The organism is Acidobacteriota bacterium (genome assembly GCA_040752915.1).
Taxonomy (GTDB): Bacteria; Acidobacteriota; UBA4820; order UBA4820; family DSQY01; genus JBFLVU01.
The window spans coordinates 1-13645 of record JBFMHB010000023.1 but is presented as its reverse complement, the minus strand read 5'-3'; the positions used below and the strand labels follow the sequence as shown (position 1 = coordinate 13645).

13 protein-coding genes are annotated in these 13645 nt (G+C 67.5%); 2 read left to right on the top strand and 11 right to left on the bottom strand.

Features of this window, described 5'->3' with window-relative positions:
- Positions 1 to 15 precede the first annotated feature (15 nt).
- The 4 genes from AB1824_06080 to AB1824_06065 form a co-directional block, all read right to left on the bottom strand.
- The gene (locus AB1824_06080; protein ID MEW5764528.1) at positions 16 to 1383 is read right to left on the bottom strand and encodes an SPFH domain-containing protein; all 1368 of its coding nucleotides are present in this window, start codon (positions 1381 to 1383) and stop codon (positions 16 to 18) included.
- 41 nt (positions 1384 to 1424) lie between these two features.
- Positions 1425 to 2525, bottom strand: coding sequence for an EAL domain-containing protein (locus AB1824_06075; GenBank protein ID MEW5764527.1), 1101 nt, complete (start codon positions 2523 to 2525; stop codon positions 1425 to 1427).
- A gap of 55 nt (positions 2526 to 2580) precedes the next feature.
- The gene (locus AB1824_06070) at positions 2581 to 2973 is read right to left on the bottom strand and encodes a hypothetical protein (protein MEW5764526.1); all 393 of its coding nucleotides are present in this window, start codon (positions 2971 to 2973) and stop codon (positions 2581 to 2583) included.
- A gap of 117 nt (positions 2974 to 3090) precedes the next feature.
- A complete protein-coding gene (locus tag AB1824_06065) occupies positions 3091 to 3699 on the bottom strand; it encodes a superoxide dismutase (protein MEW5764525.1) in 609 nt (202 codons plus the stop codon).
- A gap of 148 nt (positions 3700 to 3847) precedes the next feature.
- Between AB1824_06065 and AB1824_06060 the strand changes: the two genes are divergently transcribed.
- Positions 3848 to 4426, top strand: coding sequence for a VTT domain-containing protein (locus AB1824_06060; GenBank protein MEW5764524.1), 579 nt, complete (start codon positions 3848 to 3850; stop codon positions 4424 to 4426).
- Complete coding sequence (locus AB1824_06055) at positions 4423 to 4989, top strand: manganese efflux pump MntP family protein (protein ID MEW5764523.1); 567 nt, start codon at positions 4423 to 4425, stop codon at positions 4987 to 4989. Before AB1824_06060 ends, AB1824_06055 begins: the two co-directional genes overlap by 4 nt.
- A gap of 18 nt (positions 4990 to 5007) precedes the next feature.
- Here AB1824_06055 and AB1824_06050 read toward each other — a convergent pair whose 3' ends face one another.
- The 7 genes from AB1824_06050 to AB1824_06020 form a co-directional block, all read right to left on the bottom strand.
- Entirely contained in the window at positions 5008 to 8295 is a 3288-nt protein-coding gene (locus AB1824_06050) for a glycosyl hydrolase (GenBank protein ID MEW5764522.1), read from the bottom strand.
- Positions 8296 to 8368: 73 nt separating this feature from the next.
- A complete protein-coding gene (locus tag AB1824_06045; GenBank protein MEW5764521.1) occupies positions 8369 to 8692 on the bottom strand; it encodes a hypothetical protein in 324 nt (107 codons plus the stop codon).
- Between the two features lie 175 nt (positions 8693 to 8867).
- The gene (locus AB1824_06040) at positions 8868 to 9236 is read right to left on the bottom strand and encodes a hypothetical protein (GenBank protein ID MEW5764520.1); all 369 of its coding nucleotides are present in this window, start codon (positions 9234 to 9236) and stop codon (positions 8868 to 8870) included.
- Between the two features lie 99 nt (positions 9237 to 9335).
- A complete protein-coding gene (cysS, locus tag AB1824_06035; protein MEW5764519.1) occupies positions 9336 to 10712 on the bottom strand; it encodes a cysteine--tRNA ligase in 1377 nt (458 codons plus the stop codon).
- The gene (gene aroF, locus AB1824_06030; protein ID MEW5764518.1) at positions 10709 to 11734 is read right to left on the bottom strand and encodes a 3-deoxy-7-phosphoheptulonate synthase; all 1026 of its coding nucleotides are present in this window, start codon (positions 11732 to 11734) and stop codon (positions 10709 to 10711) included. Before aroF ends, cysS begins: the two co-directional genes overlap by 4 nt.
- A gap of 209 nt (positions 11735 to 11943) precedes the next feature.
- Positions 11944 to 12813 (bottom strand): transposase, encoded by an 870-nt coding sequence (locus tag AB1824_06025; protein MEW5764517.1) that lies wholly within the window; start codon positions 12811 to 12813, stop codon positions 11944 to 11946.
- A 210-nt stretch (positions 12814 to 13023) separates the two neighbouring features.
- Positions 13024 to 13645, bottom strand: a 622-nt coding sequence (locus AB1824_06020; GenBank protein MEW5764516.1) for a hypothetical protein, incomplete at its 5' end; no start/stop codon positions are given.

The following is a 13645-nucleotide window of genomic DNA, read 5'->3' as shown; positions in this document are numbered from 1 at the left end:
CCTGCGAGCGCTTGGTCAGTCCTGCTTCTTCTTCAGGATGGCCTTCAGGTCGATACCGGTGAGGTTCTCCACCACCTCAGGGAGCTGGGCGAGGACCGAGGCCACCTGGCCGGTGATCTTGGGCGCCCCCTGGTTTTCCCCGACCATCACGATCTTGTCCACCTTGGCGAGGGGTTCGGCCACGGCGCGGGCCAGGTCCGGGAGGGTCTTGAGGGCGGTCTCCTGGAGGGCCGCATCGGTGTATTCCTTGTAGGCCGAGGCCTTGTCGCGCATGGCCTCGGCCTCCGCGGCCCCCCGCGCCCGGATGGCGTCCGCCGCCGCCGCGCCCTCCAGGCGGACCCCGGCCGCCCGCCCCTTGGCTTCGAGCTCCTTGCGGTACGCCTCCGTTTCGGCCTCCAGCTTGGCCTGGTACTGCATGGCTTCGGCCGGTCGTTTCACCGTGGCCTCGAGCTCCTTCTCCCGGCGCTCGATCTCCTTCTCCCCGACGCGCGCCGCCAGTTCCACCTCGGCGAGGCGGACGGCGAACTCCTGCCGCTTGAGCTCCTCCGAGAGCCTCGCCCGCTCGAGATCGTAGGAGACGTCCGCGGCGGCCCTCTTGACGTTCACGGCGGCCTGGAATTCGGCCCGCTGGATCTCGAAGTCCCGCGTGGCGCGGGCCAGTTCGGCCTCGGCGTTCAGGCGGGCCACGTCCCCCTCCTTCCGGTACTCGGAGGCGCGGATGGCGGCGTCGCGCTCGGTTTCGGCCTGGGCGATGGCCGCGTCGCGCTTTACCTCGGCGATGCGGCGGGCGCCCAGGGATTGGATGTAGCCCTGGGAGTCGCTAATGTCCTTGAGGGCGAAGGAAACGAGCTCCAGCCCCAGCCGCGCGAAGTCGTCGGCGGCGCGCTCGCGGACGCGCTCAGCGAATTCCTCGCGCTGGGTGTAGATCTCTTCCACGGAGAGGGTCCCGAGGATGGCCCTCATGTGGCCCTCCAGGACCTCTTGGGCCACGTAGACGATGGCCGAGGCCCCCTTGGAGAGGAAGTTCTCCACGGCCCGGTGGAGGAGCGGCTCCTCGGCGCAGGCCTTCACCTGTCCCTGGGCCTCGGCGGAGAGGAGGACCCCCTGGGCCGTGAGCACCTCGGGGCACCGCAGGGAGAGGGACATGACCTCCAGGGGCAGCACGTCCACCGTCTCCATGAGCGGCATGACAAAAGTCCCGCCCCCTACCTGGAGCCGGTAGCCCACCTTGCGGGACCTCCCGTCCGGTTCCGTCATCGTGGAGCTTCGTCCCGAAATGACGAGAACCTGGTTGGGGCCCACCTTCCGGTAGTTGAAGGCCCAGAGCACGAGGAAGGCGACGAGGACGACGGCTACGGCCGACGGCACGACGATCCACACCATGGGAACCCCCTCCGGCGCCCTCGGACGCCGAGCGATTCGGACTAGGCCAATTCTTCCACCCTCGCAGGGCGGCCGATGTGGAATCCCTGGGCGTACCGGAAACCCACGGACCGGCACGCGTCCAGCTCTTCGGCGGTCTCGACCCCCTCGGCGAGGGAGGCAATTCCCAAGTCCCGGGTCATGCGCACGAGGACCTCGAGGAACTTGGCGTAGCGTTTGGGTTTCAAAGGGAGGTGGCGGACGAGGGACGCGTCAAACTTCAGGTAGTGGGGGGGGACCTCGATGAGCTCCAACAGGCGCGCCTGGCCTGCCCCGAAGTCGTCGTACGCCAGCCACACGTCGATGGAAAGGAGTTCCTCCTTGAGGCGGCGCATGGATTGCGGATCCGTCACCGCCTTCTCGCTCACCTCCACGGTGAGCGGCATCCGGGGCCGCTCCTCGCGCACCGACCGGAGGGCTTCCAGGAAGACGGGGTCGGCGGTCTCGGCGGGATGCACGTTGATGAAGAGCGTGGGACAGTCGGGCAGGTCCTGTCCCGCACGGAGGCCTTCCTCCCAGAAGATCCGGCTCAGGTCGGTTTCGAGCCCGAGAATCTGGGCGATGGCGAACAACGATTCAGGATCCTCCGGAAGGCCCTCGGCGGTCCCCCGCCCGAAGATCTCGAAGCCGTGGGTCCGTCCCGTCGCCAGGTCCACAATGGGCTGGAACCGGGGCTCCACCGCCCTGCGGTCGATGAGATCGCGAAACCGGGCGGCCACGCTCTCCACGTCCCGGTCCGGCGCGAGAAGCTCCAACGACGTGCTCGTGTCCTCCGTCGATTCCTCCGCCTCACGCCGGAGCCGGAACTCGAGGTCACCGAAGCGGATGGCATCGCCCGCTTGGAGGGGAACCTCCTCCTCGCCCAGGCGCAGGCGGTTCACGAAGGTCCCGTTCTTGCTGGCCAGGTCCTGCAGGAGGAGCTCCCCGCCCCGCGAGAAGATCTGGGCGTGGGCGCGGGAGATGCTCCTGGATTCGAGGTGGAGGTGGCATTCGGCGCGTCGGCCCACCAAGAATGGGAGGTCCCGGAGGGGCACCCGAAGCGCCTTGCCGCCGTCCATCGTCCCTTCCAGATACCAGCCCAGGGGCCTTCCCCGCTCGTCCATCTCCAGAAGTATACCCGCCTGGGGCCTGCCACCGGAAGGCTGAGCCCGCCCCGGCTCAATCCCCCGAGGCGGGGAGAATGGCCAGGAGGAAGGCGGCCACGGCGGCGTGGGCGAGACCGTACCGAGAGTCCCTGAGGACGAGGGAGAGCGCCAGGCCCATAATGGCGCCCCCCTCCACCAGGGCGGCGGCCAGGATGAAGCGCTGAACGGGCCAGGGCCGGGGCCCCGACCGGAACAAGGAGGGGGCCTGCGCCTTTCGACCCAGGATCGACCCCGCGGCCCACGCTCCGAGCGCACAGAGGGTGAGGGCGTAGAAGAGGGGGGCCGCTGGCGCCTCGGGGACCGTCGGGAGGGACCAGTCGGGCGGGCCGGCCACGAAGACGGCGATCGCGCCGTAGAGAAGAACCGAGATGACGAATGCCGCCTTGAGAAACCGGGCGATCCCCATGGCTTGCCTCCCCTGACCGCATTCTCTCAGGTCAAAAGGACGCGGGACAAGCCCGGGAGGGGGGCCAGCCGCCTTTCCCACCGGGAAGGGAGAGCCTTCGGCGAGGCCCGTACGGGTCTAACTTTTCGCCTTGACCCAATTGCGCGAAACCTCGGCCCAGTTCACCGTGTTCCACCAGGCGGCAAGGTAGTCGGGACGGCGATTCTGATACTGGAGGTAGTAGGCGTGCTCCCAGACGTCCACCCCCAGCAGGGGCACCTTCCCCTCCATCAGAGGGCTGTCCTGGTTCGGGCGGGCGAGGACTTCGAGGCGCCCTCCGGTCCAGACGAGCCAACCCCACCCCGAGCCGAACTGTCCCGCGGCCGCGTTCGTCAGCCGCTCCTTGAAGGACTCGAAGGAACCGAATTCCTTCTCCAGTTCTGCGGCCAGGTCTCCCGATGGAGCTCCGCCCGCTCCGGGGGCCATGATCTTCCAGAAGAGCCCGTGGTTGGCGTGGCCTCCACCGTGGTTGCGCACGGCCGTGCGGATGGAATCGGGAACGGTGGCGATGTCGCGGAGAAGGTCCTCCACGGGCTTCTTTTGCAGGTCCGGGTGGCCCTCCAGGGCCTTGTTCAAGTTCGCCACGTAGGCGGCGTGGTGCTTGCCGTGGTGGATCTGCATCGTGCGGGCGTCGATGTGGGGCTCAAGGGCCTCGGGGGCGTACGGGAGCTGGGGAAGTTCGTGCATGGATTCCTCTCCTGGGATCGAAGGGCGCCCCGCCTCGCCCCTCGGATGGGCTCGGGGTGCCGGGGCGCATCCCCGGTCCAACGGGTCCGCGGCTCTTCTTATTCCTCCCGGCCTCCTGTAAGATGGGCCGCTCGGGGGGCGGTCGGACGTGGAAGCCTTTCTGGCCCGGTACGGGCTCCTGGCGGTTTTCGTGGGGATGTGGGTCGAGGGCGAGACGGTCTTGCTCGTCTCGGGCTTCCTGGCCCACCAGCGCCTCATCTCCCTGTGGGCCCTTCTTCCCGTGGCGTTTCTGGGAGCCTTTTCGGTGGACAACGCCTTTTACGCCGCCGGGAGATTCCTGTCCTCGCACCCCCGCGTCCGCCGGTTCCTCGAACGGCCCGCCCTCCAGCGCCTACACCGACACGGAGAGAGCTGGGGCGCCTTCCTCCTGGTGCGTTTCCTCTATGGAACGCGGGCCCCGTTCATGGTCTATCTGGGAAGCCGGCCCCTCCCCTATGCTCGCTTCGTTCTGAGGGAGGTCCCCGCCCTGCTCCTGTGGAGCGCCCTCTGGATCTTCTTCGGCCACGCCCTCGGCCGGGCGCTGGTGGTTCTGCTGGGAGAGCTCCATTCCTCCCACAGGACGGCGGTGGTGGCGATCCTGGCCTTGGCGGGGTTGCTGGTGATGTTGATCCTCGCCGCGGGCACCCGGGTCCGGTCCCGGCGCGCCGCGGCCCTCGGAACGCCGTGAACCCCGTCGCGCTCCTGGGCCTGGCCGCGGCCCTCGCCATGGATGCCTTTGCGGTGGCGGTGGCCACGGGACTCTACCTTCGAACCGTGTCCGGGCGCCAGACCTTTCGGCTGGCCTTCCACTTCGGCCTCTTCCAGGCCCTCATGCCCGTCCTGGGATGGGTGGCGGGCCGGACCGTGGCCGACCTCCTGGCCCGCTGGGACCATTGGGTGGCCTTCGGGCTTCTCCTCGCCATCGGGGGGCGGATGATCTGGGAGAGCAGGCGAGGCGACGAAAGGGAAGGAAGGGGAGACCCCACGCGCGGGGTCTCTCTGGTCGTTCTTTCCCTGGCGACCAGTATGGATGCGCTGGCGGTGGGGTTGAGCCTCTCCCTGCTCGACGTGGAAATCCTCTGGCCCGCCGCGGTCATCGGCGCGGTATGCGCCGCCCTCACCTGGGCCGGGCTTCACCTGGGACGCCTGGCCGGAGGCGCCGCCCGGCTGGGCCGGTGGGCGGAGCGGGCGGGGGGCATCGTGCTCCTCGCCATCGGCGTGCACATCCTCTGGGAGCACGGGGCGTTCTGAGGTCTTCCCCGCGGGAGGCTACTCCTCCTTCCAATCCGGTACGCGGCCGGGGGTCCAAGGAGCCCCCAGGCCCTCCATGCGGGCCTCGAAGGCGGAGACGTCCTGCGCAAGCCTCCTGAGGTCCGAGAGGAAGGGCCCGAAGGCGGCGGAAGCCGCCCGCACCGCGTCCTCGTGAGTTCCCGTGGGCTGGGAGGTGGTCCCGAAGTGGCCGCCCACGACCTGTTGCACCCGCTCGAGGATGGAGGGCGGATCGGGTTCGTTCCGGCGCCGGACAGTCGCGTCCCCGCGCAGCCGGACGGCGAGGTCCTGTAGCCGCCCTTCGAGCCGCCGGACGTCGAGGGCCGCCTCGGGCGGAGCCGAGGGAGAATCGTCGACGGCCCTGGCCAGGTGGGCCAGGCGGACCTTTAATTCGTCCAGGAAGGCGTCCGAACCCAGAACCGCGCGCTGGAGCCTCTGGGTCTTCCGACCGAAGGCCAGGGTCTCCGCCCGCTGGGCCTGAGACAGTTCCCCGCTCCAGAGCGGTTCCACGGTGAAGGAGCGGGGCTCCGACAGGGCCTTGACCGTCCCGCCCGCGCGGGAGAACAGCTGGACCCGGTAGGTCCCTGGAGCGGCGAGGGGTCCCATCGGCACCGGCGCCCACGGATTGAAATCCTCGGGGACCTGGAGGCGAACCGGGTCCGAAGGCGGGAAACGCAGGTCCCAGGCCACGCGGTGAAAGCCCGCGGTGACGGGGCCCGTCAACGTGCGGACCGGGTTTCCGTCGGCGTCGCTCACCACGAGAAGGACGGCCGGGGCCTCCTCCCGGTCCTCGGCGCGGAGCGCGTCCCAGGTCGGGTAGGGGACCGCCCTCTTTTCCTCCAAGGCTTTCTTTTCGGCTTCCTGCCGCTGCTTCTTCAGGCTCCGGATCTCCTCCTTCAACCGGTAGGTGAAGACGGCGCCGAAGGGCGGGTTGGGCGCGGTGAAGAAGCCGTCCCCCAGGCTGGCCTTTTCGGGAAGCCCGAGGGGGGAGGATGGAACGTAGAGCCAGGCCTTTTTCACGGGGTAGAGGGCGGCGGGGCGTTGGAGGGCCTCGGCGGTGGCCTCCCTCAGCGGTGAATAGTCGTCGAGGATGTAGAGGCCCCGCCCGAAGGTGGCCACCACCAAGTCGTCCTCCCGGCGCTGGATTTCCAGGTCGCGGACGGCGATGGTGGGCAGGCCCCCCTTGAGGCGGATCCACTTTTTGCCCCCGTCCCTGGAGAAAAAGAGGCCGAATTCGGTCCCCGCGAAGAGGAGGTCTTTCTCCACGTGATCTTCCGCCACGGCATACACGGTCCCCCGGGCGGGGAGGTCGCCGGCGACGGAGGCCCACGTTCGGCCCCGGTCCGAACTCTTGAGGAGGTAAGGCTTGAAGTCTCCCTCCTTGTGGTTGTCGAAGGCCGCATAGACCACGTCCGGCTCGTGGCGGGAGGCCTCCAGGTCGCTCACGTAGGCCCGTTCGGGGACCCCCGGAAAGGTCGCCACCGCGCGCCAGGCGCCTCCGCCGTCCTCGGTGACCTGGATGAGTCCGTCGTCGGTCCCTGCGTAGAGGAGCCCTTCCAGGAGCGGGGACTCGTTGAGGGAGACCACGTTACCGTAAAAGGACGTGGAAGCGTTCTTGGCCACCGCGTCCACGCCCCACACCCTCCCCATCATGGGCAGTGTGTTCCGGTCGATCCGCCGGGACAGGTCCGGGCTCACCGCCCGCCAGGAGGAGCCGCGGTCGTCGCTGCGGAAGACCATCTGAGCGGCGAAGTAGAGCCGGGCCGGGTCGTGGGGGCTCACCAGGAGGGGCGAATCCCAGTTGAACCGCAAAGGGTCGCCGCCCGGGGCGGGCTGGGGCTGGATGTCCAGAATCTCCCCCGTCCTCCGGTCCCAGCGGATGAGCCCCCCATACTGGGATTGGGAATAGACGATGTCGGGATTGTCCGGGTCCACCTGGGTCTTGAAGCCGTCCCCCCCAACGGTGACGACCCAGTCGGCGTTGGTGATCCCGTGGGTGGTCGTCGTGCGGGAGGGGCCGCCCAGGGTGTTGTTGTCCTGGGTGCCTCCGTAGACGTTGTAAAAGGGGCGCGCGTTGTCCGGGGTCACCCGGTAGAATTGCGTCACGGGGAGGTTGTCCGTGAACTTCCACGTGGCGCCGCGGTCGAAGCTCTCGTAAATCCCGCCGTCGCAGCCCGCGAGCAGGTGGTCCGTGTCCCGGGGGTCGATCCAGAGGGCGTGGTTGTCCACGTGCTTGAAGCGCTCGCCCACCTTCCGGAAGGTCTTTCCCCCGTCTTCGGTGACCTTCATCCACGTGTCCATGAGGTAGACCCTGTCCGGGTCCTTGGGGTCGGCGATGATTTCGTTGTAGTACTGTCCGGAAGAGGTCTGGATGTCGCTCTGCTTCACCCAGGTCTCGCCGCGGTCCTTCGACCGGAAGAAACCGCCCTCCTCGAGGGCCGCCTCGACGATGGCGTAGACCACGTCGGGATCGGCGGGGGAGATGGCCAGGCCCACCCGGCCCAGGTCCGCCTTGGGCAGGCCCTGGGATACTTTCCGCCAGGTCTCCCCGCCGTCTGTGCTCTTGTGGATCGCCGCCTCGGGGCCCCCGTTCACGAGGCCCCACACGTGTCGGCGGCGCTGGTAGGACGCCGCCAGGAGGACGTCCGGATCCCGGGGATCCATGACCACGTCGGTGACGCCCGTGTCGTCGCTGATCTTCAGCACCTGCCTCCAGGTCTTGCCGCCGTCCGTCGTCTTGTACAGGCCGCGATCCCCCCCACGGGCCCACAGGGGGCCCTGGGCCGCCGCGTACACCGTATTCGAATCCCGAGGATCCACCAGGATCTTGGCGATGTGCTCCGAGGCCTTGAGCCCCACGTTCTTCCAGCTCCTGCCCGAGTCTTCGGACCGGTACACGCCGTCCCCGTACCCGACGCTTCGCTGGCTGTTGTTCTCTCCGGTGCCCACCCACACCACGAAGGGGTTCTTCGGATCCAGGGTCACGCAGCCGATGGAGTAGGAACCTTCGGCGTCGAAGACGGGCGTCCACGTCGTGCCCCCGTTCTCCGTGAGCCAGACTCCGCCCGAGGCGACGGCCACGAAGCGGCGCTCGGGCCGCTGGGGGTCCACGGCGAAGTCTCCGATCCGCCCCGACATGAGGGCGGGCCCCAGGGGCCGGAGGGCCAGGCCGTCGAAGGCCGCGGCCGGGTCGGTCTTCGGGTTTTCTTGGGCGCCGAGCGGCGGGGAGAGCAGGACCGCGGCGGCCACCGCGAGGGACGCGAGGGAAACTCTCGTAGACAGGCCCATGTGGATCCTCCAAACGGCGGTTCGGCCGCCTGGGGGGCGGCCGTGGGAGTTCGAGGAGCCGGCGTTCGGCGGGTCAGCGCCCCCTGGAATCCAAGGAAGCCAGCAGAACGCGGGCCTCCCGCTGGATCAGGCTGTTTCCGCGCTTTCGCCCCACGTCCTCGTCCTGGACCTTTTCCAGGAAGCCTAGAATGCGGCAGTGGTTCTCCCAGGGCTCGGCATCGGCTTTCCCGAAGCGGCACGTGGGACACTCGTTGTTGCAGCCGAGGTCCTTGAGGGCCTCCGTGCGGTCCAGCTCCTCGAGCATGTCCCGCAGGGCGTACATGGACTCGGGCTTGGCGTTGGTGGCGTAAGCCTCGAGGACCTTCCGGATCTCGTTGAGCAGTGCGGCGCCGGCCATGGATCTCCTCCCGAGGATCGCAAGCCGCCACTTTACCCGACCCGGCGGCAAAGTCAATCGGGGCGTCCTCAGGATCCCGCCGGGGCTACAACCGCCTCCCAGCCTCCCGGATCGGCGACGGGTCTTCACGCCCGGAGGCCGCCCGATGGATTAGGAGACGCTTCGAGAGCCTTCTTCATTCTCCGGCCAGGGCCGCGAGCACCCGGCCGATCTGATCCCTGTGGTGGCGGATCACGTCGTCTGGCGTGCCCCAGGAGCCGGCCTTGCGCGCCAGGACTTCCACCACCTTTCCAAGGCTCTCCGGGGTCGGGCGGTCGTACTCCCCGCCGGACTCGCGGAAGGCCAGGCGCACCGCGCCCTCCACGTTGGCCAGGAGGGCCTCTTCCGTGGGAGTCTGGCCGAGCCGCTCCCGGGCCCGGGCGAAGGTCTCCTTCTGGGCCTCCAGGAAGCACCGGACGATGAGTCCCCGGGCCTTCTCCGGCGTGAGATTCAAAAGGTCCGCGGCGGGAACGACCCATTTGACGTGCGATAGCTCACCGGCCATGGGCTCACCCCCTCTCAAAATGGAAACGGTCCGAAACCGAATTTCTCGAGGTTGGTTCCGCCAAGCCCGGTTCGCAGGGGCATGAGGCACACCCCCGGCTCAGGCGCGCTTCCAGCGGACCCCCTGGGGGGTGTCTTCGAGCAGGATGCCCCGCGCCTTGAGTTCGTCCCGGATCCGGTCGGCCTCGGCGAAGTCCCGGAGCTTCCGCGCCTCCTGCCTCCGACGGATCATGTCTTCCACGTCCGCGTCCAGCAGGGTCTTCTCCTCGAGCGGGATTCCGAACACCGCCTCGAAATCCGAGATCAGGCCGAGGGCCTCCTCCCGGTCCGGAGCCCCCAGCCTTCCCTGATCCAGGGCCGTGTTTCCGGCCCGCACGGCCTCGAAGAGGGCCGACAGGGCCACGGCGGTGTTGAGGTCGTCCTCCAGGGCCTCGCGGAAGTCCCTTCGGGCCGCCGCGAAGGAGCCGGAGGCCTCGCCCGAAGGAGTCGGTTCTGCCAGCCGTGACCGGAAGGCCCTGAGCCGGCCCAGGGCCGCCTTGGCGGCCTCGAGGCCCTCGAAGGTGAAGTTCAGGGACTTCCGGTACGGGACGGAGAGAAGGAGGTAGCGGATGGCCATGGGATCCGCCCCCTTCTCGAGCAGGTCCCGCAGCGTGTAGAAATTGCCGAGGGATTTGCTCATCTTCTCCCCGTTCACCATGAGGTGCTCCACGTGGAGCCAGTGGCGGACGGGCGCCTTTCCCGATGCCCCGCGGCTCTGGGCGATCTCGTTTTCGTGGTGGGGGAAGATGAGGTCCACCCCTCCCGAGTGGAGATCGAAGACCTCGCCCAGGTACTTCCGGCTCATGGCCGAGCACTCCAGGTGCCATCCCGGCCGGCCGGGCCCCCACGGGCTCTCCCAGGAGGGTTCTCCGGGCCGAGCGCCCTTCCACAGCACGAAATCCCGGGCCGACTCCTTGTCGTAGTGGTCGCTGTCCACCCGGGCGCCGTCGAGGTTTCCCGACAGGTCCACGGTGCACAGGCAGCCGTAGTCGGGGAGGCTGGAGACGCGGAAGTACACCGATCCCTGGCTCAGGTAGGTGTGGCCGTTGCGCTCCATGTCGGCCACCAGGGCGAGCATCTCGGGGATGTGGTCCGTGGCCCGCGGATAGACGTCCGCCGGCAGGTTGTTCAGGGTGTTCATGTCCTCGAAGAAGAGGGCGGCGAAGCGGTCCGTAAGCTCCCGCAGAGGAATCCCGTCCCGGTTCGAGCGCTCGATGGTCCGGTCGTCGATGTCCGTGAGGTTCTTCACGTGCAGGACCCGGTACCCCTCCCAGAGGAGGAAGCGCTTCAGGAGGTCCTCCGCGCAGAAGGTGCGGAAGTTGCCGATGTGGGCCACGTCGTAGACCGTGGGGCCGCAGGTGTACATCTTCACGAGTCCGGGCTCGAGGGGCTCGAGGGGCTCCACCTTCCGGGAGAGGGAATTGGTCAGCCGGATCACGCCCCGTCCCCGAAGGCCCGTCCCACGACCGGGGCCAGGGCCTTGAGATCTCCCGCCAGCCGGACCAACTCCTCGGGCAGGAGGGCCTGGGGTCCGTCCGACAGCGCGGCGCGAGGGTCGGGATGGACCTCCACCAGGAGGCCGTCGGCGCCCGCCACGGCCGCCGCGCGGGCCAGGGGGAGGACGAGGCGGCGGGCTCCCGAGGCATGGGATGGATCCACAAGGACGGGCAGGTGGGTCATCTCCTTCAGCAGGACCACCGATCCGAGGTCCAGGCTGTTTCGGAGGGAGGGGTCGAAGGAGCGGACCCCCCGCTCGCAGAGCACCACGTGGGGATTTCCGCCCGCCAGGATGTACTCGGCGGCGAGGAGGAGTTCCTCCCGGGTGGCGGCGAGGCCCCGCTTGAGAAGGACGGGCTTTCCGAGCCGCCCCAGCGCCTTCAAGAGGGGGAAGTTCTGCATGTTCCGGCTTCCCACCTGGATCACGTCGGCGAAATCCGCCACGCGGGGCAGATCCTCCCGGTCCAGGACCTCGCTCACCATGGCCAGGCCGTGGCGGTCGCACGCCTCCCGGTGGAGGCGAAGGCCCTCGTCGCCGAGGCCCTGGAAGGCGTAGGGGCTGGTCCGGGGCTTGAAGGAGCCGCCCCGCAGGAGGGCGCCGCCGGCGGCCTTCACCGCCTCGGCGCAGGCCGAGATCTGCTCCGGGCTCTCCACGGCGCACGGGCCCGCCGCGAGGACCAGGGCGCGGGCGCCGATCCGCGCGGGTCCGGCCTCGACCACGGTGCCTTCGGGGCGGATGGAGCGGGAGGCGAGGACGTAGCCTTCCCGGAGGGGGCCCGCCTGCCGGATGCCCGGCAGGGCCGCCAGGCCGTCGCGGACCTCCGCGGAGACCTCTCCGTCCACCACCCATACCTCCCGATCACCGGTCTTCTGGGGCCGGAATGCCACGGCGCGCGAGGAGAGAAGGTCCCGGGCGCGGCCCAGGTCCTCGGAAGTGGCGTCGGCTTCAAAAACGACGATCAAGGCGCCTCCGCAAGAAACCCTAATCTTATGAAAGGGCGGCCCAATCCGCAAGTGCCGCCATCTTCCCTGGTTTGGGCGTCCATCTGACTCCGGGGCGAAGGAGGGAATCGAGGGACTGGCGGAATGAGAATGGGGTCGAGACCGGGGGTCGAGACTGGGGTCACATCTTGCTCTATAGCGATACTGGGGTCACATCTTGCTCTATAGCATTATTGTTTCCCGCCGCGCTCTGCCAGTTTGAGAAGCCTGCCGGCGGTGGCGTAATGGACGCCAAGGTGTTTGGCAATCTCCGCAAGCGTGTACCCGTGAATCACGTGTGCCTCGCGCACCTGCGCAGCCAACCCAATTCTGCCGCCCACCTTCTTCCGATCCGTAATTTCCTCAATCGGAGGCCTCGCCACCATACGCTGAAAACGCGGGTGCTCCTTCACTTCCCGCTTAGCCTCCACCATCTCACGCCATTGATCCACAAACTCCGTAGTGCCCAACAGCATTTGTGCGGTCACTCGCGCAAGCGGGTTCTCCTTTTGGCTCCGCCCTTGCTCGACATACCGCCTGTAAAGCCTTTGCGCTTTCTCTTTCTCCCGGTGAAACTGGGACAGCACCCACGACGTGCTTAGATACGGAAAACTCCTCACCTCTCCGGCCGTTGCCCGGTAGCTGCTCCAGCTCCAATCTCCCGCCCGCGTCACCCTCTTTGCCCGGACCGGGTTCAGCACCACGTACCGGCACACTTCTAACAAATGGCTCTCTTTCTGTACCAATACAGCCTTGAAGCGCCCCTGGAAAAGGTGCCCGCAACGCCCATGTCGACGGTTGAACCCTTGCGTATACTCTCCGTTGATGCGCTGCATCCCAAGAGACAAATTTGCGTTCGGCGTCTCGACCAGCAGGTGGTAGTGGTTGTCCATCAAACAATAGGCATGAACAACGAAGCCGTACCTGGTCACGCCGGTCCCCACCGCTTCGAGAAACGCTTCCCGGTCTATGTCGTCATAAAACACTTGCTGCCGGGCATTCCCGAGCGAGGAAACATGATAAACAGCCCCAGGAAATTCAATCCTCAGCGGACGCGACACTGTGGCCTCCTGCTCCGCCCCTTTTCAATCAATCGTATCGCCCGTTATGCTAGAAAACAAGATGTGACCCCTTTTTCCTACCTCCACGTAGGCATTCCGAAACGGCTCCTCCACGTCCCTCAGGTCCGCGTCGTAGAAGGCGCTGCCCGGCGCATTGATCTGGTTCGTCGAGGCGTCGCAGCCGGAGATCACACCGACGGCGGCGGTCCCTTAGCCTGCACCAGCGTTCTTCAGGGAGACCGCCTTGCACTCCATGAGCGCCCTTGCTTCTTCTGCCCAGGGACCATCCAGCTTGGAAAGAGCCTCGACTTCCACCCATGCCTCCTGCGCCCGATCCAGGTAGAAAAGGTGGATGGCCAACTGCTTTCTTAACAGCGCGCGCTGCGAAAAATCGGGGTGCGCCGCGAGGAAAGTTCGCGCTTGCGAAACAAATTCCTCATAGTTCTTCCGAACCATCCGCCGATGCTCTTCCTGCTTCTCCCTGCTCGCTCCGGTCGGAACGTACCAGACCTGATCCCGAACCTCGGGCGTCACCCTTGATGCTTCCTGCAAGGACATCCCCCCACCCAGCTTGACCAGCACATACCCCGCATACGTGGAGGTGGGGAAGCGGGTGAGGAACTGGTCGGCCCAATTCTCAAGAATCAATCCCCGGAGGGCATTTGGAACGGCCTTCCGTAAGGCCTCCATGGCCAGAAGGTCCTCCCCTTGGGGTTCCTTCACCTCCCACGCCACTTCCTCCGATTCGGTCACTCCCTTCCATACGTCTTCGTTCGCCTCGGTGGCTCGGGTTTTGATGTTGATCTCCGCGAATACTTCGCGCGAATCGAAG

Excerpts from the sequence above, each read along its gene's own strand:
- AB1824_06080 (MEW5764528.1), bottom strand. The coding sequence starts at position 1,383 with ATGGTGTGGATCGTCGTGCCGTCGGCCGTAGCCGTCGTCCTCGTCGCC.
- AB1824_06075 (MEW5764527.1), bottom strand. The coding sequence starts at position 2,525 with ATGGACGAGCGGGGAAGGCCCCTGGGCTGGTATCTGGAAGGGACGATG.
- AB1824_06070 (MEW5764526.1), bottom strand. The coding sequence starts at position 2,973 with ATGGGGATCGCCCGGTTTCTCAAGGCGGCATTCGTCATCTCGGTTCTT.
- AB1824_06065 (MEW5764525.1), bottom strand. The coding sequence starts at position 3,699 with ATGCACGAACTTCCCCAGCTCCCGTACGCCCCCGAGGCCCTTGAGCCC.
- AB1824_06050 (MEW5764522.1), bottom strand. The coding sequence starts at position 8,295 with ATGGGCCTGTCTACGAGAGTTTCCCTCGCGTCCCTCGCGGTGGCCGCC.
- AB1824_06045 (MEW5764521.1), bottom strand. The coding sequence starts at position 8,692 with ATGGCCGGCGCCGCACTGCTCAACGAGATCCGGAAGGTCCTCGAGGCT.
- AB1824_06040 (MEW5764520.1), bottom strand. The coding sequence starts at position 9,236 with ATGGCCGGTGAGCTATCGCACGTCAAATGGGTCGTTCCCGCCGCGGAC.